Origin of the sequence: Thiorhodococcus mannitoliphagus, from assembly GCF_010915725.1 — a bacterium.
Lineage (GTDB): Bacteria > Pseudomonadota > Gammaproteobacteria > Chromatiales > Chromatiaceae > Thiorhodococcus > Thiorhodococcus mannitoliphagus.
Genome location: NZ_JAAIJR010000009.1, coordinates 18,779 through 43,223, shown reverse-complemented (window position 1 = coordinate 43,223; position 24,445 = coordinate 18,779). Strand labels below are relative to the sequence as shown.

Below are 24,445 nucleotides of genomic sequence, written 5' to 3'. Positions count from 1 at the left end.
CTTCGCGTCTCTGCCCTGACCCCGCGATTGGCCGAGCGCCCGGGGTGACTGCCGATGGCCTTGCAGTCGACGCCGCATCGCTCGGTATCCGCCTTATCAGCCTCGACCCAAGGAGTCAGCGCGGTATGAGAATGGCAATGCTTCCAGCCGCAATCGCAGTGCTCTCAGTCAGTCCACCGACTGTCAACGCGGCGGAAGATCTGGAGTCTCGGATCAATCGTCCGGAGAAGAGAACCCTGGAACCTCGGGCCATGGCGACGCGGCAAGCAGCCACCATCGCCGACCAACAGGCCGCACTCGAGGGCAGCCCGGAACGCATGCAGTGGCTTGAGCAAGACATTGAGGAAAAACGCGCCGAGTCAGCCGCCCGACCTGCGAAATCTTGGCTCGACAGAATTGAGATCGCGGGCCTCATTGAGGTCGAGGCACAGGATGCCTCATCCTACGAGGGCGATCGCGAGAGCGACATCACCCTAGCAACCGCCGAACTCGGCATCGCCGCCCAGATCAACGCTTGGGTGAATGTCGGCATCTCCTTCCTCTATGAGCAAGACGAGACGGATCTCGAAATCGACGTCGCCTCGATCACCCTCTCCAATCCCGAGGTCACGCCAATCTTTGTCACTGCCGGTCAGCTCTACGTCCCCTTTGGCAGCTATGAGACCAACCTCGTCTCCGCCCCGCTGACGCTAGACATCGGTGAAACGCGTCAAACCACCTTAGAGGTCGGCTTCGTCGCCGACAGCTTCTCGGCAAGCGCCTATCTCTTCAATGGTGACAGAAAGATCAACGGCGAAAACCAAATCGGCACCTGGGGCGCAACGCTAGGCTACGCTTACGAGGAAAGCGACCTCCTGGTCACACTCGGCGCCGGCTATATCAGCGACCTCGGCGATTCCGATAGTCTCCAAGAGATCACCAACGAAGATCGCGTGGAGACCCTGGACACGGCCATCGCAGCGGGTCTGGATGTCACCGGATACAGCGTCGCCCCCAGCACCCGCACCGGCGGCTGGACCATTAACGCCGCAGCCGAATTTGGGCGCTTCAACCTGATCGGCGAGTATCTCTCCGCAACAGACGATTTCGCCCCGCAGAGCCTGGCTTTCGAGGAAGCCGGCGCAAAGCCCTCGGCCTGGAACATCGAAGCAGACGTCGAGTTCGATCTCATGGGACGCGAGTCGGTCGCAGCGATCGCCTACCAAGGCACCCGGGAGGCGCTCGCCTTGGAGCTACCGCAAGAGCGCTGGCTGATCGGCTGGTCGGTCGAGGTCTACAGGCAAACGTCCCTCTCGCTCGAGTGGGCCTACGACCGGGACTACGATCGCGCTGAAGGCGGAACGGGTGAGACGGCCAGCACCCTGACTGCCCAGCTCGCCGTCGAATTCTGACGCGAGGATTCAGGAGAACGCTGCAAAGCTGTCAGCTTGACCAACCGCTAGGCCGGTCGAGTTCGGGTAGCAAACGGCCTCAACGCGAATGGCCGACCACCTCGCCCTCAACGAGGCTCCAAGCTGCAACGCCTGCGCAGCCGGCTCACGTAGCAAGGCGTGGCTCGCCCAATCCGATCTCTGGAGTCCAACAGGCATGCGCCGCATCAGGCCGCTTTCAGCAGCCAGCCTGGCAGCCTGGGGGTGAGAGTATCTATCCTCGTCTCTCTGAGTGGTTGGCTTGTCACGATTCAAGCACATCAAATTCCACCATCCTTGAGGCTATTATCTCTTATAAACAGACAATTACGCTCGCTTCACGACTGAGCTTGAACTCCAAGCGCTGGGATACACCCCGCACCCAATCCACCGCGTCTGAGTGGCCATGCAGGGATGCGAAGCCCCAGGCTTGCCCTCCAGGCAGGACAAGATAACAATCCACGCCTCGATCCACTGAGCCCGGCATGCACGCGCCTTGCCCGGACTTGCTCATGTTCGAGTCAGGGCGAAGACACAGCACCTGATGCCAGGCGAGGCGCGAACCGCACAGACACATTCAAGCAGCGTAGGAGCAATCGAGACATGAGGACGCTATTGCTGAGGAGGCTATTGCTGAGGACGCTATTGCTACTGCTCGCCCTCATCAGCACAACGGCAGCGGCGAGCACACCGCTCGCGGTCTTTGTCAGCATCCCGCCGCAAGAGGACTTCGTCGAGCGTGTCGGCGGTGATCTCGTCCATGTCGAGTCCTTGGTCAAGCAGGGCTTCAGTCCGCACAGCTACGAGCCCACACCGGGCCAGATGACTCGACTCGCCGCGGCCGATCTCTATCTCGGTATTGGGCTGCCCGTTGAGGCCGCCTGGATGAAACGCATTCGCGCCGTCAACCCGGACATCACCTTCCTGGATCTCAGCAGCGGCCTCTCGCGCCGCCCGTTCGACTGGAGCCCGGTCAGCGCGCGCGCAGATCACAGAGCCTATCAGGGTGAGGCTGCCGAGAAGAGCGCAGCAGCAGAGGAGCACCATCACGACGAATCCGAGCTGGACCCGCATCTCTGGACAAGCCCGCAAATGGTCAAGAAGATGGGGGTGGGCATTGCCGAGTCGCTTGGTCAGCTTGCACCGGCGCACAAGGCAGACTTCGCGGCCAATCTGGCGACCTTCCAAGCCGACCTGGACGGGCTGGACCGCGACATCCGCCGTATCCTGGCTGGTCTCAAACATCGCCGCTTCATGATCTTCCATCCATCCTGGGGCTACTTTGCAGATACCTACGGACTCGAGCAGATTCCGATCGAGCACGAGGGCAAGGAGCCGGGCCCGCGCAGCTTGGCCGAGCTGATCGAGCGCGCAAAGCGCGATGACATTCGCATCGTCTTCGCCCAGCCGCAGTTCAGCCGCAAGGCTGCCGAGAAGGTCGCGCAAGCCATTGGCGGCCGCGTCGTCCTCGCCGACAATCTAGCGCCAAACTACTTCGACAACCTAAGACACTTCGCACGAAGCTTGGCCGAGACGGAAAACCCCGCGACCCCAAACCCCGCGACCCCCTGAGTGAACGCATGCCCCAAGGCGCACCCTTCAAGCCACTGGGCAGCAGCAACGATCCGTCTCGGGAGAGCCACTGAAAATGAGCCCGCAAGCTGAAGCCTCCTTCATCGGACTGGATCTCGGGACTTCCGGCTGCAGGGCGATCGCCATTGATGCGGGCGGGCAAGAGATCGCTCGCGCGCGTGTCGGACTGCCCGCGCCCGAACGTCCTGCTCCTGGACACATTGAGCAGGATCCGGAGCTGTGGTGGGCTGCCGCACAGCAAGTGCTCGGTGCGCTCGCGCAGGATCTGAGGCACCACGCCCCGAACGCCATCTGCGTCGACGCCACCTCAGCTAGTGTTCTGTTGACGGACCCATCAGGCCAAGCACTTGGTCGCGCCTTGATGTACAGCGACCAGAGCGCGACCGACGCCGCGCGGCGCGTGGCCGAGGTGGCGCCCCTCGACTCGCCCGCGAGAGGCCCAAGCGCAGGTCTCGCCAAGCTGATCGCGCTTGCGGATCGACTCAAACCAGGGGCACCTGCCCTCGCACTGCATCAAGCCGACTGGATCTCGGGCCGGCTGTGCGGGCGCTTTGGATGGAGCGATTGGAACAACGCGCTGAAGACGGGCTTCGACCCCATCCAGCTCGGCTGGCCAGACTGGGTGCTTGGACTGCTGCCTCGGGAGATCCAACTCCCCAGGGTGCAGGCACCGGGGACAGCCGTCGGCTTCTTAGATCCAGCCGTGGCCGCGCGCCTAGGACTGCCGAACCGGATCCTCGTCCTCGCCGGCACAACGGACAGCACGGCGGCCGCGATCGCCGCCGGTGCGGCGCGTCCCGGGGACGCCGTGACTTCGCTCGGAAGCACCTTGGTCATCAAGGTCGTCGCGGACCGGCCGATAACGGCGAGCAGATATGGGGTCTACAGTCACCGCTTCGCGGATGGCTGGATCCTTGGCGGGGCCTCGAACAGCGGCGGCGCCGTGCTGCGTCAATACTTCACTGAGGCTGAGATCAGGGCACTGAGCCGACTGATGGATCCAAGCACGGAGACCGGCCTCGATTACTATCCGCTGCCCGCCGCTGGCGAGCGGTTTCCGCGCCACGACCCAAGTCTGCAGCCCCTCTTGGAACCGCGTCCCCAAAGTCCCGAAGAGTTTCTTCAAGGGCTATTCGAAGGTATCGCCGCGATCGAAGCCGAAGGCTACGCCAAGCTCGCCGAGCTTGGCGCACCCATGCCGACAAGGATCGCAACCCTAGGCGGCGGCTCAGCCAATGCGGCCTGGACTAGGATTCGCAGTCAGCGACTGGGCGTGCCGGTCATCACCGCGCCGGACCAGGAAGCGGCCTACGGCGCCGCGAAGCTCGCATTGAAAGCGACGACGGACCTGGCCTGAACCGGCCAGTGTGCCTAGAATCGCGCACTAACCTGAGATTTGAGGAGAGCATTGGGTGACTAAGACATTCGACTTGAGTCTGGAAGCAACCCGGATCGGTATTGTGGGGCTTGGCTATGTTGGGCTCCCCCTCGCCGTCGAGTTCGGGAAGCGCTACCCCACCATCGGCTATGACGTCAACAAGGCGCGATTGGCAGAGCTGCGCGAGGGACGAGACTCATCGCTCGAAGTGGAGCCGGAGGAACTCGCGCAATCCAATCAACTGGCCTACACCGACACGCCGGAAGGGCTCGCCGACTGCAATGTCTATGTCGTCACCGTACCGACCCCCATCAACGCGCACCGCCAGCCGGATCTTCGGCCGCTCGAGTCCGCCAGCCAGCTGCTCGGCAAGGTCATCAAGCCAGGCTGCGTCGTCGTCTTCGAGTCCACGGTCTACCCAGGGGCGACCGAGGAGGTCTGCATCCCCATCATCGAGGCGCACTCGGGGCTCAAGTACAACCAGGGCTTCTTCGCCGGATACAGCCCGGAGCGCATCAATCCAGGCGACAAGGAGCACCGTGTCACGACCATCAAGAAGGTCACGTCCGGATCCACCCCCGAGGTCGCCCGCTTCGTCGACGCCCTCTACGCCTCCGTCATCAGCGCGGGAACGCACCTCGCCAGCAGCATCCGCGTCGCCGAGGCGGCCAAGGTCATCGAAAACACGCAGCGCGATCTCAACATCGCCCTGATCAACGAGCTGGCGCTCATCTTCAACAAGCTCGGCATCGACACCGAGGAGGTGCTCGAGGCGGCCGGCACCAAGTGGAACTTCCTCCCCTTCCGGCCTGGGCTCGTCGGCGGCCACTGCATTGGTGTCGACCCTTACTACTTGACGCACAAGGCTCAGCAGATCGGCTACCATCCCGAGATCATCCTCGCCGGCCGCCGCCTCAACGACAGCATGGGCGCCTACGTGGCGGGACAAGTCATCAAGCTGATGACCCGGCGCTGCAGCATCAACAAGGACAGCCGCATCCTCATCCTCGGGCTCGCGTTCAAGGAGAACTGCCCAGACCTGCGCAACACCCGCGTCGTGGACATCATCCAGGAGCTGGAGGACTATGGGCTGCAATGCGATGTCCATGATCCCTGGGCCAGCCCTTCCGAGGCGGAGCACGAGTACGGCATCCGACTCATCGAACAGCCCACGGCCAACCACTACGACGGCATCGTCCTGGCCGTCGCCCATCGGCAGTTCGTCGAGCTGGGCGTAGACAATATCCGCGCCTTCGGCAAGCCCAATGCGGTCCTCTACGACGTCAAGGCCCTGCTCCCGCGCGACGCGGTCGACGGCCGCCTGTGATCAGCGGCGCTCCCGCCTGGCGCTCAAACAGCTAAAGGAAGGTCCATCCATGAAAGTCTTGGTCACCGGCAGCGCCGGATTCATTGGCTCCGCGCTGTCCCTGCGACTGCTCGAGCGCGGCGACACCGTCATCGGCGTCGACAATCTCAACGACTACTATGACGTCGGACTCAAAGAGGCCCGGCTCGCGCGCACCAGTGGCCACCCCGCCTTCACGGACCTCAGGCTGGACATCGAGGACACGGCGGCGCTGAACCAGGCATTCGTCGATCACCGCCCCGACCGCGTCGTCAATCTCGCGGCGCAAGCCGGGGTCCGCTACTCGATCGAGAACCCCATGGCCTATGTCCGGACCAACCTGGTCGGCTTCGCCAACGTCCTCGAGGCCTGCCGGCACAAGGGCGTCGAGCATCTGGTCTACGCCTCGAGCAGCTCGGTCTACGGGGCCAACACCGAGATGCCCTTCTCGGTGCACGACAATGTCGATCACCCCCTGAGCCTCTACGCCGCCAGCAAGAAATCCAATGAGCTGATGGCGCACACCTACAGCCATCTCTATCAGCTGCCGACGACCGGCCTGCGCTTCTTTACCGTCTATGGCCCCTGGGGTCGCCCGGACATGGCGCTCTTCAAGTTCACCCGCGCCATCCTCGCCGGGGAGAAGATCGAGGTGTTCAACTACGGCAAGCACAGACGCGACTTCACCTACATCGATGACATCGTCGAGGGCGTCATCCGGGTGCTGGACCAAGTTGCCGTGGGCAATCCGAGCTGGTCGGGCGACGCCCCGGACGCCGCGACCAGCAAGGCGCCCTACCGGCTCTACAACATCGGCAACAACAAGCCGGTCGAACTCATGGAGTACATCAGCGTGCTCGAGGAGCGGCTCGGCAAGAAGGCCGAGATGGAACTGCTGCCGCTGCAGCCGGGGGACGTGCCGGATACCTACGCCGATGTCGAGGACCTCGCGCGGGATACCGGCTACCACCCCCGCACCCCGGTCGCGGAAGGCATTGCCCGGTTCGTCGATTGGTATCGCGATTTCTACCAGGTCTGATGGGCGTGTCGCCCTCCAGGGCGCCGTCTCTCGGCCTAGATTCGAAAACTGGAACCGCACAGACACGAAAGACAAGTCATGACTTGTCTTTCGTGCGTCATTCATCCTTCTGCTAAAGACCGCCACCCGCGCAACCTCCTGAAATCCTTTGCGACCTTTGCGCCTTAGCGGTTCAGCAGCTTTTCTAGGATGGTCGCCCCTCGCGCGGAGCCAGGCCGAAGACCTCGTCGAATCGAGCAATCAGCTGACGCATCTGCAGCGCCAGGATGGCGAACTCCGCATCCAGACGCATCGCCGGGTCGAGGTCCTCATTGTCGAGGTCCTCGAGCAGGGCCTCGCCAACGCGCAGGCGCTTGAGCGACAGATCATCGGCCAGGGTGAAGGTCAGGCGCTCGTCCCACTCCAATGCCAGTTTGGTGGCCCGCTTGCCGGCGCGCATGTGATTGAGAATCTCGTCGCTGGAAAGGTCCTGGCCGCTGCAGCGCACGACGCTTGAGTTGTCGTCGGCATCACGCAGCTCACAGGCATCGGCCGGCACGAAATCTTCCGGCGCAGTCCCCTCCAAGAGCCAGGAGGTCATGATCGTCGCCGGAGTCTTGTCGGGCTCCGGCAGCTTGGCGGGCAGGCTGTCCAAGGTCTCGCGCAGCAGGGAGACGATCTCCTCGGCCTGTTTCTCGCTTGCCGCGTCCACCACCAGCCAGCCCGTGTCTGTATCCACGTAGAGCAGGGTTCGGCGTGAACGGGTGAAGGCCCGCGGCAGCATCTCGGTGATGATCTGCTCGCGCATACGACGGCGCTCAGCGCGCCCGACATCACGGGCCTCCCCGGCCTCGAGTTCGCCGACACGCTCGTCGAGCGCCTCCGCCACGGCGGCGGACGGCAGCAGACGCTCCTGCTTGCGGGCACAGATGAGAAAACAGCCGCTGACCGCATGCACCAGCGCGGCCGTGTCCTCGCCCAAGGGCGCGGCCCAGCCGAGCGTCGCGGTCTCGACCGGCCCGCACGGCCGGAAGCGACGTCCGCCCAGCCGCGCCTCCAGCTCGGTCGCATCCAGCGCGAAAGGCGTGTCCAGGCGGTAAAGGCGAGCATTCTTGAACATGGTGAGCCCCTGTCGAAAAAGCGCCGGAGTATGCCGGACTTTCAGGGAACTGCAAGTCGCATGATCCGCGCGAGCGCCACCATTCGCCGTGCGCCACCCGTTTCGCTAGAATGCCGGGATGTTCAGCCATTTTCCGGCTTCCCGTGAGCGACATCCCTCTTTCAGGTCTCTTTTTCGCCCTCTTCATCCTCATCAATCTCTCGGCCTTCTTCTCGGGCTCGGAGACCGCGATCCTGACCATGAACCGCTACAAGCTGCGGCACATGGCGGACCAGGGACACCGGGGGGCGCGCATCGTGCGTCGGCTCCTCGAGCGACCGGATCGGCTGATCGGCCTGATCCTGCTCGGCAACAACTTCGTCAACATCATGGCCTCCTCGCTCGCCACCGTGATCGCGCTGCGCATCGGTGGCGAGGCGGCCATCGGCATCGCCGCCGGGCTGCTAACCTTGGTCATCCTCATCTTTGCCGAGGTCGCGCCCAAGACCTACGCCACACTGCACCCCGAGCGGCTCGCCTTTCCCGCCTCTTACGTCTACGCGCCGCTCCTCAAGGCACTCTACCCCATCGTCTGGCTGGTCAACTTCTTCACCAACGGCCTCTTGAAGCTGATGGGGATCGCGCCGGAGGGCGGCCAGGAGATGGCTCTCAGCCGCGACGAACTCCGCACCGTGGTCAGCGAGGCCGGCGCCATGATCCCGGAACGCAGCCGCTCCATGCTCCTGGCGATCCTCGACCTGGAGCACGCCACGGTGGAAGACATCATGATCCCGCGCAATGACGTGGAAGGTGTCGACATCCAGGACGACGAGGACGAGATCCTCCAAACCATCCGCAGCACCAGCTACACGCGGCTACCGCTCTACGACGGCAGTATCGACAACGTCGTCGGGATCCTGCACGCACGCAACGCACTGCATGCCTTGCTCGAGCATGGTCTGAACAGCGAAAACCTGCCCGGGATCGCCCAAGATCCCTATTTCGTCCCCGAGGGCACGGCGCTCTATCAGCAGCTGCTCAACTTTCAGAGAAACAAGCAGCAGGTCGGGCTCGTCGTCGACGAGTACGGCGACTTCATGGGGCTCATCACCCTGACAGACCTGTTGGAAGAGATCGTCGGCGAGTTCACCACGGACCCCTCCGACAGCATCGACGAGGTCCATCGCGGCGAGGACGGCAGCCTGATGGCCGACGGGAGCATCAGCGTGCGCGACCTCAATCGCGCGCTGCGTTGGGAGCTCCCAACAACCGGTCCCAAGACCCTCAACGGCCTCATCCTGGAATACCTCGAGACCATTCCCGAGCCCGGCACGAGCCTCAAACTGCACGACCACCCCATCGAGATTATCCAAACCGCAGACAGTGGCGTGAAAACAGTCAAGATCGTCCCGCGACCGCAACGCAAGGCAAGGAACTGAGGCGAGGGCCGAATCTCGATCGGCGTTCCATCAGGGACCGTGCGCCAGATCTCGGCCATCTCGGCATTGGTAACGGCGATGCATCCAGCCGTCCAGTCCCGAAAACGCTGTAGTCGCCCCCAGAAGCCGGCACCGTTGCGCAGCCCGTGGATCATGATCAAGCCGCCTGGAGAGACGCCTCGCGCCTGCGCCCGCGCAATCTCGGAGGCCGTCGGGTAGGAAAGGTGCAGTGAGCGATAGAAGCGGCTCCTCGGGTTGCGGTAATCGATGACATAGCACCCCTCGGGCGTCTTGCCATCACCTTCGCGCTCCTTGGCACCGACGGGCGCGAAGCCCAGTGAGATCGGGTAGACCCGCAGCAAGTCATCACCGCGATAGAGCTTCAGCAGGCGTTTGGACTTGAGCACCAAGATACGATCGGCTTTCACCTCCGGCGGCAGCCCGACGCGCGGCCAATGCGCATAGGCCCAGAGCGCAAGGACAGCGACCACCAGCGCAAGCATCGCCTTCAACACTATGGTCAGCACCAACATGGGATACAACGACTGATCCGCCTTTAGATCCGACCCATCGATCACAAGCAAACGCATGGCTAACCGACTGGCTTGAGCCCGGTTTCCAAACAGCGTCTAATGCTGCGGGAGAATCATGACCGGCGAGGATAAAGGGAATGCCGGCGTGCGGCTATGGAGGGGTGTGGCGCATCCCTGCGCCGATGTCGACCGATGTGGTCGGGGATCAAGCTAGAGGATTACGGCGGGCGCCTCAGTCAGCGATGCTGTCGACGCGGACTTTTTGTCGCTGGTGCAACCGTCACCGGCTTGGACGGTGGCGACCGTGCCGAAGAACATCATGACAGCAAGGAGACCACCGGTGATCAGTGTTGACTGCGGAAAGGACATGGCTTGGACCTCGTTAAGATGACTGGAAGGAGAATGACGTGCTGGGCCATCCTGGACACTACCTCATTCCTTAGCCGAGTAGTTCGTGCCTAGATCTGAAAACACAAGCCCTGCGCCTAGTCTGTCGATACTTTGAACAGGTTTTCGGACGACAAGCCCGCCCTAGGGTGCTAGTCGGGAGCCACGACAGGACCGACCGACGCGACGTCCCTGGCTGAAGGCGTTCAGGCATGCGAGCCGGTGTCCGCGATCAAGACGGGACAGATGGGATCAAAAGGCGAGAGGTCGCTTTTCTTTTGGCCGCCGTCTTCGGCATCAAGATCGGGATTCCCTGCCGACTGCGGGGATAGCACCTCCATCCGAGCCATCAGCGCCTCAGGATGGGACGCCGAGCATCGGCAGCGGTAATAGCAACAACAAAGGGGCGTCGATCATCGCTCCGGTCGGTCGTCTTCCGCAGGGACAAGCACCCCCCTGAGGGGAGCCGAAAGGCACACAAACACAGGTGAAACCTCGCTTCATGGCTGCACCCATCATTGTTCCAATTTGGCTCATTATTGTCGTCATCCTTGCCGCTGCAGCAGGCACTGGGGTCTTGGCGTATTTTGCGACCCATAGCGTGACGACAATTCTCTTCCTGCTGGGCATCTTGGCAATCATTTTCGTCGTTGTGCTGCCCAATCTCCCGCAAATCATGCGATGGAGCAAGGAGGTCAGGACGGAGATGCGCAACAAGGAGAGCAGCGACAGGGACGAAAAGCAGTGAATCCGCCTGGCAAGAGAACATGGCTCGTCGCATTCGGCACAACCATGATCACGACCGGCTGCTCCGGCCGTGATGAAGCGCTTTTTAGCTTGGGCGGCTTCCTCTTTACGATCTTCCTGCTGGTTCTCTCAATGACTTACCTTGTCAAACACCTGCACGCTAACGAAAGCATCAGGGAACTCATCTCCAAACTGAAGACGCCTGCACTCCTCTTATCCTTAGTCCTCTTCGTGCTGTCCGCCGCGGCCCTTAGCGCCGGATCGCTCATGCTCTTGAGCGAGGACTTTGGCCCAGAGAAGCTGACGTTCTTCTTGGGCGTCATGTTGTTCCTGCTAGCCTATTACATCCGACGATGGGCGCTCAGCCCAATGGAAGAAAAGGGACACTTTGCACGACTGGCTTCGATCAGCATCGGGTTTTCCTTAGCCATGCTCTACATCATCCTTGGTGCCAAAGCGATTCGACTCGAATGATTTGGATGCAGCCGACTGCAGCCTACCGCAACAAGAGGGTCGGAATGGTTGCCGAACGCAGCAGGTCCGAGGTCTTACTGCCGAACAAGAGGGTGCGGATCGGCGAGTGCCCATAGGCGCCCATGATGAGCATGTCGATGGACTGATCACGCACACTGCGGGCAATGATGCTCTCGGCGTCGCCTGGGATGAGCGCGGCGGGAGCCTCCAGTCCGGCTGCTTCGAGCGTCGTTTTCGCCCACTCGAGCTGCTTGGCGTCGTTCTTGCGCTCCTTGCCGGACATCAGCAGGTGGACCGTCAGATCGCGAAACAGCGGGCTCGCGGCGACCATCTCGACGCCGCGCCGCGTCACCATGCCACCATCGAAGGCGATCATGACGCGGCGCGGCGCCCGGAAGTCTTCGGTCACGGCGAGGATCGGCCGCTTGAGCGCCCGCACCACACGCTCGACGTTGCGTCCGAGATCGCGCTGAGTCGTCTCGGCCGACTCGCCGCGGCGCCCGAGCACGAAGAGGCGCACGCCCGGCTGCTGCTCGATCAGCACCTCTTCAAGCTCGCCATAGCGCTGCCGCACGTCCGGTGCCGCGGCGCCGGCCTGAATGGCACGCTCGCGCTGGCGCATCAGGAAGAGTCGGCCACGCTCGCGGACCTCTCGGCTACGGGCGGCGTCCTGCTCGGACAGTTCCGTCAGCAGGTGCTGCTGGGCGTTGATACCGATGGCGCCGCTGTGGTCGTCGCCGGTCGAGATCTCCGGGTGACGATCGATGATGTGCAGCAGTTCCATGGGCGCGGCGGCGCGACTGGCCGCCCAGGCGGCAGCGTCGGTCACGGTGTCGGCGAAATGCGACTGGTCGACACAGGCCAAGATCTTGTCTTCGTTCAGCATGATGACTCCCTCTCTCAATGGCCCATGAGCTGTTCGACAGCCTCTGGCTTGTCGTGCACAGCGAAGCGGTCGACCATGGTCGCGCTCGCCTCGTCCAGCCCGACGACCTCGACCTCCGTGCCCTCGCGCCGGAACTTGATGACGACCTTATCCAGTGCACTCACGGCGGTAATGTCCCAAAAGTGAGCACGACTGACGTCGATGCGCACGCGCTCGATGACCTCCTTGAAGTCGAAGGCGCCGACGAAGCGGTCCGCCGAAGCGAAGAACACCTGACCGGTGACGACATAGGCGCGCAGCCGCCCCTCGTCCATCGACAGCGAACCCACATACAGCACCTTGCCGACCTTGTTGGCGAAGAAGAACCCGGACAGCAGCACCCCGACGAGCACGCCTTTCGCCAGATCATGTGTCGCAACCACGACAATGACGGTCGACAGCATGACGACATTCGCCCACAGCGGATGGTCCCGCAAATTACGGATGGAGGCCCAGTTGAAGGTGCCAATGGACACCATGATCATGACCGCGACCAAGGCCGCCATGGGGATCTGGGCGACCCAGTCGTTGGCGAAGACGACCATGAGCAGGAGGAAAATGCCAGCGACCAGGGTCGAGAGCCGCCCGCGACCGCCCGATTTCACGTTGATGACGGACTGACCGATCATGGCGCAGCCGGCCATGCCACCCATGAAGCCCGTGGTGATATTGGCGACGCCCTGCCCCACGCACTCGCGGTTCTTGTTGCTGGTCGAATCGGTTAGATCATCGATGATGGCGGCCGTCATCAGTGACTCCAGCAAACCCACGACCGCCAGCGTCGCGGAAACTGGAAAGATGATCTCCAGCGTCTCCAGGTTGAGCGGGATGTCCGGCAGCAAGAAGACCGGCAAGGTGTCCGGCATCTGGCCCATGTCGCCGACCGTGCGGATGTCGAGCCCGAGCACCATGGTCACGGCGGTGAGCACCAGGATGGTCACCAGAGGCGAAGGCACCGCCTTGGTGACGTAGGGGAAGAGATAGATGATGGCCAGCCCGGCGGCGACCATGGCGTAGACCTCCCAGGTCGCGCCGATCAGCTCCGGCAGCTGTGCCATGAAGATCAAAATCGCCAGCGCATTGACGAAGCCGGTGATGACGGAGCGCGAGACGAAACGCATCAGCGCCCCCAACCGCAGCATGCCCGCCAGGATCTGCAGCACGCCGGTCAGCACGGTCGCGGCCAGGAGATACTCCAGCCCGTGGTCCTTGACCAGCGTCACCATCAGCAGGGCCATCGCGCCGGTCGCAGCCGAAATCATGCCCGGACGCCCACCGAGGAAGGCGGTCACCGTGGCGATGGAGAAGGACGCATAGAGGCCGACCTTGGGGTCGACACCCGCGATGATGGAGAAAGCGATGGCCTCCGGAATCAGCGCCAGCGCGACCACCAGGCCGGCGAGCAGGTCGTTGCGGACGTTGGAAAACCATTCCTGGCGTAGAGCTTTCATCATGGATCACTGAGTCTGCTGGGACAGCCCGCACACACCGGGCGTCGATGGAAACAAAAGCACGCCCCCGAGCCGCCGCGAAGGACGGCCCGACTACACCTAAGATCAGGGACTGCGCAGGCGCCTGAAGAGTCGAGCCGCTGGGAGTATTGACCTCCAGGTCAACACCTGCCGGCCTGGAGGCCGGCACTCCCAGCACCTGCCGTCACTTGGAGGACAACTCGGCGGCAAACAAAAAGGCCGACCCCGGTTGCGCCGGAGCCGGCCTTCTCGATTGATCAATGCTCGCTGAATTTGGTGGGCGCAACAGGGATTGAACCTGTGACCCCTGCCGTGTGAAGGCAGTGCTCTCCCGCTGAGCTATGCGCCCAAATCAGACGCGGCAGTCTACTGGACCCTGAGCCCGACAGTCAACGTCTGCGGCATCAAATTCACTGACCGACCCGGTTAGGGGCAGTGCACACCCGGCTGCAGGCCGAGTTCGAGGATCTCCATGCGGTAGTTGCCGCAAGGATTGTGCGCCGTCGGCCCTTGGGTGAGCAGCACCAGGCCGGTGTCGACGCCGCGCTCGCGCAGCCACTGACGGACGAAGCCCGACCAGTCCGGGCGGTCGTCATCGACCTGAACGGCGTGAATACCGTAGGAGAACTGGAGCGACTGGCAAGTGGCCGCGTTCGGGCTGAAGGCGATGATCCAAACCGGCGGGCGAAAGCGCGCGACGTTGCGCGGCGTACTGCCGGACTGCGTCGGCACCACCACAACCTCGGGCTCACTGTTGTTGATGGTGTGGTAAACGCTGGCAGCGATGAGGTCCACCGCGCGCGTCTGGTCACTGCCGTTGAATCCCCCCATGGTGCGGACGAATGGCTGCTTGCTGCGCTCCGGCTCGACCTGGGCGGCGATGCCGGCCAGCATGGCAACGGACTCGACCGGATAGCGTCCCATGGCAGACTCGGCGGACAGCATCACGCAGTCGGTCCCGCCGAGAATGGCGTTGGCGACGTCCGTCGCCTCCGCGCGGGTCGGCCGCCGGAAGGTGACCATGGATTCGAGCATCTGGGTCGCGGTGATGACGGGCTTGCCGAGACGGTTCGCCAGCTCCGTGATCTGCTTCTGGACGACGGCAATGCGCTCAATGGGAATTTCGACACCCAGGTCACCGCGCGCAACCATGATGCCGTCCGCCGCCATTAGGATCCGCTCAAGGTTATCGAGGGCATCGGCCCGCTCGATCTTGGCGATGATGAAGGGGGCATAATCCAGGTCCGCCGCCGCCCGGCGCACCGCGAGAATGTCATCCTCGGTCGCGACGAAGGACTGACTCACGGCATCCAATCCATGCTTGGCAGCGAAGCCTAGCCACTCGCGGTCATTGTCCGTGAAGGCGCTGATGCCGAGATCGATTCCCGGCAGATTCAGGCCCTTGCGCGAGGACAGCTCCCCGCCGACACGGACGCTGCAGCGGATGTCATTGCCAACCACCTCCAGCACCTTGAGTAGGATGAATCCATCGTTGAGATAGAGCCGATCCCCCGGTTGCACGGCGTCCGCCAAGTTAGGAAAGCTGATACTAACCCTCTCCTTGTCCCCAAGGATCTCATCAGTCGTCAGGATCAGCTCCTCGTCGCGCTGCAGCTCGATGGGCTCTTCCTTGAGATCGCCGATACGCATCTTGGGGCCAGGGAGGTCGCCCATGATGGCAACGCGTCTGCCGGTCTCCGCCGCGGCCTTGCGAATCCGCGCGATGATCTCGGCGTGGTAGTCGAGATCACCGTGCGAGAAATTCAGGCGGGCAACATTCAAGCCGGCCTGCATGAGCTTGGCAAGCATCTCGGGCGCGTCGGACGCCGGGCCAATGGTGGCGACGATTTTGGTCTTGTGGTCAGGCAACTTCACGGGGGACTCCTCCCAGTTGGGATACTGCTCGACAGAGCTGAGATGGATGACGGGGAAAATGGGCGATGAGCCCGGCATGAGCGGCCTTGCGCACATACCGAGACATCCACCCGAGAATAGAGATGGCCTGGGGCGCTTTCAGGTTAAGGCAACAGGAAGGCAAACCTCATACCAGATTGCGCCAGATCGAGGTTTACCCTCAAGGAGCGCCGACAGGAGCATAGCCGGACTCTGTGACCGTCGGTGCGACACGCAAGGCGGATCTCGAGAAACGTCAGCGGATATGAGCTTTGGAAGTGTCCATCAACAACTTCCCCCCTTTCGCAAAGGGGGGCCAGAGGGGATTTGGGGCGGCATGGCTCGCATCGGGAAACAATTGATGGGCATTTTCTTTGACAGAAATCGCCTAGGGGCTTGGCAGGTCGCGTCGCCAAGCTTGGATAGCGGCGGCATCGATGCCCTGGTCCCTGGCGTAGAGGCGATCCAGCTCGGCCTTGCGCTCCGGCGGCGCATCCCGCCTCAGACTGGCGACCGTCAGTACAGTTCCCTCTACCGACGCTCGCCCTCCGACGACCTGCGCGAGGTAGACGGTGCGATCACCGATGTCCATGCTGGTCTCGACCCGGCAATCCATCCAGGCTGCAGCCCGCGGGTAGCGCGGATTGCCTTCGGGAGTCTCGCCCATCTCCAAGCCGGCCAGCTTATCAGTATCTTGCCCAGTCGTGAGCCCGAAATGCCACACCACCTCCAGGTCATCAACAGGCAGCAGATGCAAGGCAAAGCGTCCCGAGGATTCGATCAACCCCCAAGTATGGTGTTGTTTCGCGATGGCGATCAGCATGCGCGGCAGCTCGGGAACGATGGAGGCCCGCACGGCTGAAGTCGCAATCAGTCCGCCACGGCGCTCGCCGGCGCGCGCGGTCACGAGCCACAACGGCGGGTCGTAGAGGTGAAAGGCGGATTCGATGGCGTCCATCGCCTCGGACGACAAGCTGCGGTGTTCTTGCATAGGTAAGGCGCTCGAAGAGGTCCAAATCCAGGAGCCGGTTCAGCTCACATCAATAGCACGATTGGATGACGATCTCGCGATTGGCTGTCGATGGAAATCGGTTCGAGCGCTTACGGCTGCAATCACGCGGACGTGAGGAGGCGCCATGGGCTGACCGATTCATCGCCCAATCAGGTGAGGGGCGCGGTGTCGATATCTTGATAGGCGGACGCCTGGAAGCGCGGGCTGCAAATCGCGAGAAAGACGAGATCAACCTCACCATGATTACGAATCCGCTGGCCGCATCCCGCTGGGATGTAGACGACATCGCCGACGCCGACCGCTTTGGACTGCAACCCAGCGACCTCGACGATGCCCTTTCCGGACAAGATCAGATAGCGCTCGACGATGCCCTCAAGCCGGTGCAGCCGGGTCGTGACGCCCGGTTCGACCCGGGCGCGCGCGACGGAAACGGCGGGGTCGTCCGGGCTGTTCCAAGACTCCAGGATGAAACAGCCCTCGACCATGAAGTACTCATCCGCCTCATCGGGCGAATGGACAATGGCATGGGCGCTGCTCACGCCCGACCGACGCTGCGCCGATAGGCCTCTGACCTGCGGTCTCCCCCGCGCGGACGCGGCAAGGCACGGCGATTCAGCAAATCCTCAACCTCATTGCAGAACTCGGAGCCGCCGAGCACCCAAGCCTTGTTGGTCGAATCCCGAATCTGCTTGAGCACTTCGTCTGCCATCGGCGTCTCGCCCTGCTTCGCGTAGGCCTCGCGCCGTGCCTTGGCGCTGCGGCCGAGCCGCTCGTACTCGCGATGCGGCTTGACAAGATTGTCTTCGGCGCCCTCAGCGTTGCACCCGTAGCTCGACCAGCCGTATTCGGCGGGCGAACTGACCAGTCCGGCGCGCACCGCATTGGCCTCCACATAGTGAGACACGCCGAGCAGGTAGTGCTTCGGGTCGACCAAGGTGGCACGATAGCGCCCTTCCCAGAGCGTCCCCGTGCGGTCGTAGCGGCCATTGAAGTACTGGACGTAGTAGCGCCCAATATATTGCATCAGCTTCCCGATGCCATTCTCCAAGTAGGGCGTCAGCAAGAGATGAAAATGGTTCGGCATCAGCACATAGGCGTGAATCTCGCACTGAAACTTCTCGGCGGCAACGCCCATCCTCTCCCAGATGAACCAGTAATCTTCTTCCTCGAAGAGGATCTGTTGGCGGTTGTTGCCGCGCTGGATGACGTGCTGCGGGTAGCCAGGCATGACAAAACGGGGTAGACGGGCCATGAGTAGGGTCGGATCCGGTTGATTGACCTGTCCCCGAGTATAGACAGCGTCAACTGCCCTGCGACCCGAGACATCGCTTCTGTTTGCGCTGGATCATGTCAAGCCTCCTTCGACAACGCAGGTCGATCGATTTCGCCGTAGCCCAAGGTATGAACCATCCATGCGCGCGGGCCTTCAAGCCACGGAACACAAAGGATCTCAGAGACCCGACTTGCAGAGTCATAAGCTGCGCAGATGCCGGAAGGCATTGAATCAGCGCATCCTTTAGCCAAGCCAGGTCCCCCGAGCAAAAAAACCCCTATGTCTTCGAGCGATACGCACCCCGCCGATCCATGCTTACCCATCGATCCCGTCCTGGATCCGCTACGCGCCGCGCTTCGAAAGGGTCACGCTCTGTTGCAGGCCCCAACGGGATCCGGCAAATCGACCAAGGTGCCCTTGGCCCTGATGGAGGAAGACTGGCTGGCCGATCAGCGCATCCTCATGCTAGAGCCGAGACGGCCCGCGGCTCGGATGACTGCGGCGCGCATGGCCGCACTCCTGGGAGAGCCCTTGGGCGAGCGCGTCGGCTACCAGGTACGCTTCGAGCGTCGCGTCGGCCCGCGCACGCGCATCGAGGTCATCACCGAGGGAATCCTCACCCGCCGGCTGCAGCGGGATCCAGGGCTCGAAGGTGTCGCACTGGTCATCTTCGACGAGTTTCACGAGCGCAACCTTCAGTCCGACCTGGGGCTCGCCCTTACCCTTGATGTCGCCCAGAGCCTGCGGCCCGAGCTACGACTGCTGGTCATGTCTGCCACCCTGGACGCCGAGCCGGTGGCCGCGCTCCTCGGCGGGGCGGCGATCATCCGGGGCGAGGGTCGCAGCTTCCCAGTCGAGGTGCGCTACGCGGATCGCGCGCCGGAGACGGATGTCGCCCGGTCCGCCAGCGCGAGTATCCGGCGCGCCCTGGTGGAAGAAGCGGGCGACATCCTAGCCTTTCTTCCCGGCACCGGAGAGATCAACCGTTGCCTTGAGCAGCTCGGCAACCTCACCGCTGACGGCGTCGACATCCTGCCGCTCCATGGCAGTCTGCCCACAGCAGAGCAGGACAAGGCGCTCCTGCCGGGCCACGGACGCCAACGACGCATCATCGTCGCCACCGATATCGCGGAGACCAGCGTCACCATCCAGGGCATCCGCGTTGTCGTCGACACCGGCTTCACCCGCAAGCCCAGGTTCGACCCCGGCTCCGGCCTGACCCGCCTGGTCACCGAGCCCATCTCGCGCGCCTCCGCCGAGCAGCGCGCCGGCCGCGCCGGGCGTCTCGGCCCAGGTGTTTGTTATCGGCTCTGGACGCCGGCCCAGGAACACGGTCGCCCCGAGCATCGCACCGCCGAGATCCTGCAGTCCGACCTCGCACCGGTCGCCCTTGAGCTTGCGCTTTGGGGCGTGAAAGACCCGACCCAACTCAGCTGGCTGGATCCGCCCCCCGCCCCAGCCTGGTCACAGGCCATCGACCTACTGCGGGCATTGGGCGGGCTGGATGACAGCGGCGGCATCACCCGCCTCGGCCGCGCCATGGCGGAGCTACCGCTGCACCCGCGGCTCGCCGTCATGCTGCTGTCCGCCTCACCGGCTGACCGGCTCACCGCGGCCAACCTCTGCGCCCTGGTCTCGGAGCGCGATCCCTTCATCACCGGAGCAGACCGCCCGCGCCCGGCCGATCTCGGCTCGCGACTCCATGCCCTTGAGGCACTGCGCGACAGGCGTCCGCCGAGTGACATGGACCGCAATCGTCTCAAGGCCGTCGAGCGTGTCGCGGCCCAGTTGATGCGGATGATCGAACGCTCGGAAGCCAAATCCGGCAACCAGACGCGCTCCCCGGGCGCCCTGCTCGCCCTCGCCTATCCGGACCGAGTCGCCCAACGCCGCGACGGCACGGACGACCGCTACCTGCTCGCCTCCGGCGCCGGCGCCGTCCTGCCGCGCGACGACGCGCTCGCCGTTCATCCCTATCTGGTCGTCGCCGCCATGGACGCCAAGGGCCGCGACGGTCGCATCCAGCTCGCGCTGCCGGTCGATGAAGCCGAACTCCAAGCGCGCTTCGACGCGCGGATCGACCAAGCACGCGAAGTCACCTGGGACGCCGAGCGCGAAGCCGTCGCTTGCCGCGCAGTCTCCCGCCTCGGCGCCATCACGCTGTCATCGCGCCCCGTCCCGCTGCAGCCAGGGGACGACGCGACCAGGCTCCTCCTCGAGCGAATCGGCGAGCAGTTCGATCGCGCCCTCAACTGGTCCGAAACCGCGCGCCAGCTCCAGGCGAGAGTCGGCCTCATGCGCCGGCACGACTCGAGCGGCGACTGGCCGGACCTGTCGCGTGAGACGCTCAAAGACACCCTAGAGGACTGGCTCGCCCCCTGGATCCAGGGCAAGACCCGGCTCGCCGAACTCCAACGCCTCGACCTCGCCACCCTCTTGACCGCCCGCCTGAGCTGGGACCAGCAACAACGCCTGGAGCAGGAGACGCCAACCGCCTTCGTGACGCCAGCCGGCAACAAGCGCGCGATCGACTACTGCGCCGGCGACATCCCCGTCCTCGCCGCCCCGCTCCAGGAACTCTTCGGGCTGGACGACACACCTCGCGTCTGCATGAACCGTGTCCCCGTCCTGCTCCACCTCCTCTCCCCCGCCCGCCGCCCCATGCAAGTCACCCAAGACCTCGCCGGCTTCTGGGCACGCGGCTACGCCGAGGTCCGCAAAGAGCTGCGCGGACGCTATCCCAAACATCACTGGCCGGAGGATCCGGCCGAGGCACGGGCCCTGGTTGGCGGAATCAAGCGTCGGGGGGTGAGGACCTCCGGATAGGGTCTTGCCAAAGATCACCTGCGCACCGCCGCAATCCAGCGGAGTGGACACCGAACCTGCGGCCTTGAGGCTCTCATGACGGTTGGGGAACCAGCAGCGCCGGGTTGCAATGCGACCGCCAGAAGCGGCGCAGCCTCGCGGTCTACCCCAATGATGGCGAGGATTGCGAGGCCCTGGCCAAGCGTACAGACTTCGTCATGGTTCCCCCCAACACAGGGACCAGCCCGTACGGCATGGAATCGAACCTGTTTCGAGGAAACGCCATGCCTGCGCAGGAAGCCCTCGGGATAGCCGCTCAGTGCCTCGAACGCACTAGCCAGGACAGAGGATCTCAGTTGACCTTGGTCACCGAACCCGATTCGTCAGGTCGGCTGGTGAAGCGTTTTTCGATGATGCCAATGCCTTTAGAATCATCGACATCACCCGACGGCGAGGTCAGAATCGCGTCAAAATGATCGGACAACAGCAGGATCGAATCCAGATCGAAGGGGAGTTGGCCTCGGCATTCCAGAATCGTCGTCCGCAGGCCAGCGCGTGTCAGATCGGCACATAAAATCCGGCGCGGCGTTCCGTCACCACCGTCAGGAACAACGACCCGCCCGGCAAATGACAGCGGCGCCAATGTGACATCACGGAGAGCTTCCGCGATCGATCGCAGCGCATCCATAGGGTAAGCACCACGCACCGTTCAGCGCACGCAAGACCACTCCGGACCAATCGTAAAATGGCACGATTTGATCCAGCGATCACGACGATCCAAAGGGGATGGCGCAAGGTACGCGATGCCTGCCCTAGACGCCCACACGGCTGCCACCTTTTCCCGGCAGCGGAGGACATATAACCTCCGTCGCAACAAGCCTGGACTGGAACCGGGATGCAGGAAGCACTAACGCTTGGAGATTCATATGAGATGTTTCCGCCCACGCGACTTGATCGCTGTCCTGTCCGTCCTTGGCGCGCCGCTGGCGTTTGCCGCTGAGTCGCCCTGGTATGGACGCGTCGGTCTGGGCTGGCAGCAGTCCGACAGCATCCATCTGGGTGACCAGGATTGCGCCAGTACCGCCCCGCCGGCCTTGTTCGGCTGCGCGGTCGGCGACGATGGGCGGCCGATCGGCGCGTACGGTGATTTCGGGTCGTCCTGGCTCTGGGAGCTGGGCGCGGGATATCGGCTCACGCCAGACTGGCGAGTCGAGCTGAACTATTCGCAAGCCGGCGGCTATGACTTTTCCGGTCAGGCCAATTTTAGCCATGTTTCGGGTGGGCAGCCGGTCTCGGGCAACCTAACCACTCATCTGCTGTTGGCGCAGCTCGTGCGTGATATCGATCTGGGTTGGGAGCGGGTCAAGCCATGGATCGGGATCGGGGCGGGCTGGGCGCGTCACGACCTGGACCGCATGACCTATGGCTTTCCAGGGCTGGCGCCCGGTGCCGCCACCCTAGTGTCGGGCGGCGACAGCGATCAATTCGCCTGGCGCATCGATCTCGGGATCGCGATCCTGCTCGATACCCGTTTCATTCTCGACCTCGGCTGGAACTATACCGATCTCGGCAAGGTCCAGTCCGATGCCGGCCCGGCGACCATCCTGCGCACCCGGGGCACCCGTGTCCTCGACATCGCGGGCACCGAGGGCGACCTGCGCGTCCAGGGGGTGCGGATCGGGCTGCGGTATCTGTTCTAAGGCGACTGCCGGAAAATCTCATATCAGCTGGCGCCGGATCAAGGGTTACCTTCAAGAAGCACCGGCAGAGCATCACCCTGCTCTGCGAACGCCGGCGCGACACACAAGGCGGGCCGCGAGACAAGTCAGCCACTCTTCAGCGCCTCGCTTACATCTTGCGACGCCTTCAAATTCTGCATCACCACCAGGTATGCCGCAGCATGACCTGGGCGTTAAACTATGGTGAATTAGCCGTTCCAATGATTCATCGTCTCGGTGGCGGACACTTGATTATTCTTGTCCGGACCCTCCCGAACACACACGGAAGAACACGTCATGACGCAGGCTCCGCCTGACCAGCTGCTGCCATCAACCGAGATCATCGCGGCTGTCAGTGTGCAAGAGGGCGCGGGCACGACAACGGCTGTTGTCAACCTAGCGCTCGCACTGGCCGCCGCCGGACGCTCGGTCCTACTGATCGATCTCGACCCCAAAGGACGGTCGAGTCAGATGCTTGGCTGCGAGAGCACGGCTCGCGGCGGCGCCGAGCGGATCCTGCTCGAGGCCAGTCTGGACAGAGACATGGTCGTCGAAACGCGTATCAGGGAGCTTTGTCTCGCTACCGCCGGAACGGGACTCAGCCGAGTCGAGAGCGAACTCGCGATGATGGGCGACAGCCAGACCCGGTTGTACCAAGCGCTTACCAAGCTGTCTGAATCGGTGCTGCACTTCGAGCACGTGTTACTCGATTGCCCGGCGTCGCTAGATCTGCTCACACGCAATGCGCTGATCGCCGCGCACCGGGTGATGGTGCCACTGCCCTGCGACACCAAGGCCCTGAACGGTCTTCCTGGGCTACTTACAACCATCAATAGACTGCGCGCCGGCCTCTCTCACCCGCTCTATGGCATTCACCTCTTGATCAGCGGGCACGATACGGAGCCAGCCAGCCAAGTGCTCGTGGACAGGGTGCGCCAGGACTACGGCCGGATGACATTGCTCAGCGAAATCCCCGCTGATGATGCCGTGCATGAGGCCACTCGCCAAAGTCGACCATTGCTGATTCATGCTCCGCGCAGTGAGGCGGGACAGGCTTTGTTGTCGATGGCCTCGGAATGGCTGACACTCGGCGAGCCAGGCAATCAACCCGACGGCACCTGGCTATTCGATGCCCGCCAAGCGCGCATGGAACAGCATCGCGAGCGAATGCTAAAGGGGCTCAGCCGCTGGCCGATCGACCGCTCGTCCCCTCTCTACGATACCGACGACGTGATGCGCCAACAGGACGCCATGGCGCTCGAGGCCTTGTATCAGACTGCAGCGCCTGTTCGCCGCATCCGACTGGACTGGCGCCCTAAGCGCAAGACGCTGCAGCGGGGCGGTTTGATCGCCGGCATCGCCATCATCATCCTTGTGATCCTCGGCTGGCTGTCGGAAGCCGATCATCGGATCGATATTGCAGCCGGGCTGGTAGGCTCCGATCACTACTGGAAAGCCGGCAGCGTTCTTCTTTCGCGGGCGGACGCGGTCGCCTATCGCGAACTCTTGTTCGCTGTTCGCCTGGTCGAAGAGAATCGGGAGCAGCTCATCTTGTGCAATGACAACACCAACCCGACCTCTGGCTTGGCCTGCATGATCCATGTGCCGATGGCGTCCCCTCGCCCATGATCGGGCGCGGCATCGAAGAACCATTTGTGCATCGGGAGATTGGGCCAGTCGCACTGCAAGCCGCCCTGTGGCTCATTGCCTCTGTGGCCCTCTCGCAAGCGGCAAAAGGTGACAGCGCGCCGGAGATACCCTTCCCTTCAGCAGAAGGCACTCCAAGCGGCCGCTGGATGCAGCAGCTTCCACCCGTCGAGATACCGCTACCCAAGCTAGCGCCGCTGCCTGCTCATTCCAGCCGTGCGGCACATGTTTCCGATCCGAAGCAGCAACGGGCGCAAGCTATACCGCAATCCGATTCA

The 24,445-nt window shown here is 63.2% G+C and carries 20 protein-coding genes, 1 tRNA gene and 1 pseudogene; 11 read left to right on the top strand and 11 right to left on the bottom strand.

The features are described from left to right. The first annotated feature begins 137 nt into the window (after nucleotides 1-137). The 5 genes from G3480_RS03730 to G3480_RS03710 all read left to right on the top strand — a co-directional run bounded on the left by G3480_RS03730 (nucleotide 138) and on the right by G3480_RS03710 (nucleotide 6,764). On the top strand, nucleotides 138-1,391 hold the full coding sequence (locus tag G3480_RS03730; RefSeq protein ID WP_240905566.1) for an LbtU family siderophore porin: 1,254 nt from the start codon (nucleotides 138-140) through the stop codon (nucleotides 1,389-1,391). A 621-nt stretch (nucleotides 1,392-2,012) separates the two neighbouring features. Beyond that, a complete protein-coding gene (locus G3480_RS03725; protein ID WP_164652329.1) occupies nucleotides 2,013-2,981 on the top strand; it encodes a metal ABC transporter solute-binding protein, Zn/Mn family in 969 nt (322 codons plus the stop codon). 76 nt (nucleotides 2,982-3,057) lie between these two features. Next, nucleotides 3,058-4,359, top strand: coding sequence for an FGGY-family carbohydrate kinase (locus G3480_RS03720; RefSeq protein WP_164652328.1), 1,302 nt, complete (start codon nucleotides 3,058-3,060; stop codon nucleotides 4,357-4,359). A gap of 55 nt (nucleotides 4,360-4,414) precedes the next feature. Beyond that, on the top strand, nucleotides 4,415-5,707 hold the full coding sequence (gene tviB, locus G3480_RS03715; protein ID WP_164652327.1) for a Vi polysaccharide biosynthesis UDP-N-acetylglucosamine C-6 dehydrogenase TviB: 1,293 nt from the start codon (nucleotides 4,415-4,417) through the stop codon (nucleotides 5,705-5,707). Between the two features lie 49 nt (nucleotides 5,708-5,756). Then, nucleotides 5,757-6,764, top strand: coding sequence for an NAD-dependent epimerase (locus G3480_RS03710; protein ID WP_164652326.1), 1,008 nt, complete (start codon nucleotides 5,757-5,759; stop codon nucleotides 6,762-6,764). 184 nt (nucleotides 6,765-6,948) lie between these two features. Here G3480_RS03710 and G3480_RS03705 read toward each other — a convergent pair whose 3' ends face one another. Beyond that, nucleotides 6,949-7,863: a recombination-associated protein RdgC gene (locus tag G3480_RS03705; RefSeq protein ID WP_164652325.1), complete on the bottom strand. Its 915-nt coding sequence runs from the start codon at nucleotides 7,861-7,863 to the stop codon at nucleotides 6,949-6,951. Nucleotides 7,864-8,006: 143 nt separating this feature from the next. Between G3480_RS03705 and G3480_RS03700 the strand changes: the two genes are divergently transcribed. Beyond that, nucleotides 8,007-9,281 (top strand): CNNM domain-containing protein, encoded by a 1,275-nt coding sequence (locus G3480_RS03700; protein WP_164652324.1) that lies wholly within the window; start codon nucleotides 8,007-8,009, stop codon nucleotides 9,279-9,281. 23 nt (nucleotides 9,282-9,304) lie between these two features. On the opposite strand, the pseudogene G3480_RS03695 reads toward G3480_RS03700, so the two are convergent. Beyond that, nucleotides 9,305-9,784, bottom strand: a pseudogene (locus G3480_RS03695) (L,D-transpeptidase family protein); the annotation flags it as partial. 240 nt (nucleotides 9,785-10,024) lie between these two features. Then, complete coding sequence (locus tag G3480_RS03690; RefSeq protein WP_164652323.1) at nucleotides 10,025-10,183, bottom strand: hypothetical protein; 159 nt, start codon at nucleotides 10,181-10,183, stop codon at nucleotides 10,025-10,027. A 520-nt stretch (nucleotides 10,184-10,703) separates the two neighbouring features. On the opposite strand from G3480_RS03690, the gene G3480_RS03685 reads away from it, so the two are divergent. After that, nucleotides 10,704-10,949, top strand: a complete 246-nt coding sequence (locus G3480_RS03685) for a hypothetical protein (RefSeq protein ID WP_164652322.1) — start codon at nucleotides 10,704-10,706, stop codon at nucleotides 10,947-10,949. Next, nucleotides 10,946-11,422 carry a hypothetical protein gene (locus G3480_RS03680; RefSeq protein WP_164652321.1) on the top strand — a complete coding sequence of 159 codons (477 nt, stop codon included), beginning with the start codon at nucleotides 10,946-10,948 and terminating at the stop codon, nucleotides 11,420-11,422. Before G3480_RS03685 ends, G3480_RS03680 begins: the two co-directional genes overlap by 4 nt. Nucleotides 11,423-11,444: 22 nt before the next feature. On the opposite strand, the gene G3480_RS03675 is transcribed toward G3480_RS03680, so the two are convergent. From G3480_RS03675 to G3480_RS03645, 7 genes are all read right to left on the bottom strand, one after another. After that, nucleotides 11,445-12,308 (bottom strand): universal stress protein, encoded by an 864-nt coding sequence (locus tag G3480_RS03675; protein ID WP_164652320.1) that lies wholly within the window; start codon nucleotides 12,306-12,308, stop codon nucleotides 11,445-11,447. Between the two features lie 14 nt (nucleotides 12,309-12,322). Further along, complete coding sequence (locus tag G3480_RS03670; protein WP_206171476.1) at nucleotides 12,323-13,801, bottom strand: SulP family inorganic anion transporter; 1,479 nt, start codon at nucleotides 13,799-13,801, stop codon at nucleotides 12,323-12,325. 292 nt (nucleotides 13,802-14,093) lie between these two features. Beyond that, nucleotides 14,094-14,168: transfer RNA gene (locus tag G3480_RS03665), tRNA-Val, on the bottom strand. Nucleotides 14,169-14,245: 77 nt separating this feature from the next. Further along, entirely contained in the window at nucleotides 14,246-15,694 is a 1,449-nt protein-coding gene (gene pyk, locus G3480_RS03660; RefSeq protein ID WP_338114054.1) for a pyruvate kinase, read from the bottom strand. 406 nt (nucleotides 15,695-16,100) lie between these two features. Continuing rightward, nucleotides 16,101-16,703, bottom strand: coding sequence for a flavin reductase family protein (locus G3480_RS03655; RefSeq protein ID WP_164652319.1), 603 nt, complete (start codon nucleotides 16,701-16,703; stop codon nucleotides 16,101-16,103). Between the two features lie 170 nt (nucleotides 16,704-16,873). After that, nucleotides 16,874-17,209 (bottom strand): cupin domain-containing protein, encoded by a 336-nt coding sequence (locus G3480_RS03650; RefSeq protein WP_164652355.1) that lies wholly within the window; start codon nucleotides 17,207-17,209, stop codon nucleotides 16,874-16,876. A 50-nt stretch (nucleotides 17,210-17,259) separates the two neighbouring features. Next, nucleotides 17,260-17,976 (bottom strand): transposase, encoded by a 717-nt coding sequence (locus tag G3480_RS03645; RefSeq protein WP_164652318.1) that lies wholly within the window; start codon nucleotides 17,974-17,976, stop codon nucleotides 17,260-17,262. Nucleotides 17,977-18,276: 300 nt separating this feature from the next. On the opposite strand from G3480_RS03645, the gene hrpB reads away from it, so the two are divergent. Continuing rightward, nucleotides 18,277-20,823 (top strand): ATP-dependent helicase HrpB, encoded by a 2,547-nt coding sequence (gene hrpB, locus G3480_RS03640; protein WP_164652317.1) that lies wholly within the window; start codon nucleotides 18,277-18,279, stop codon nucleotides 20,821-20,823. Between the two features lie 331 nt (nucleotides 20,824-21,154). On the opposite strand, the gene G3480_RS03635 is transcribed toward hrpB, so the two are convergent. Further along, complete coding sequence (locus tag G3480_RS03635) at nucleotides 21,155-21,490, bottom strand: hypothetical protein (protein ID WP_164652316.1); 336 nt, start codon at nucleotides 21,488-21,490, stop codon at nucleotides 21,155-21,157. A gap of 238 nt (nucleotides 21,491-21,728) precedes the next feature. Between G3480_RS03635 and G3480_RS03630 the strand changes: the two genes are divergently transcribed. After that, a complete protein-coding gene (locus tag G3480_RS03630; protein ID WP_164652315.1) occupies nucleotides 21,729-22,502 on the top strand; it encodes an outer membrane protein in 774 nt (257 codons plus the stop codon). A gap of 315 nt (nucleotides 22,503-22,817) precedes the next feature. Beyond that, complete coding sequence (locus G3480_RS03625) at nucleotides 22,818-24,149, top strand: ParA family protein (RefSeq protein ID WP_164652314.1); 1,332 nt, start codon at nucleotides 22,818-22,820, stop codon at nucleotides 24,147-24,149. The last annotated feature ends 296 nt before the right edge of the window (nucleotides 24,150-24,445 follow it).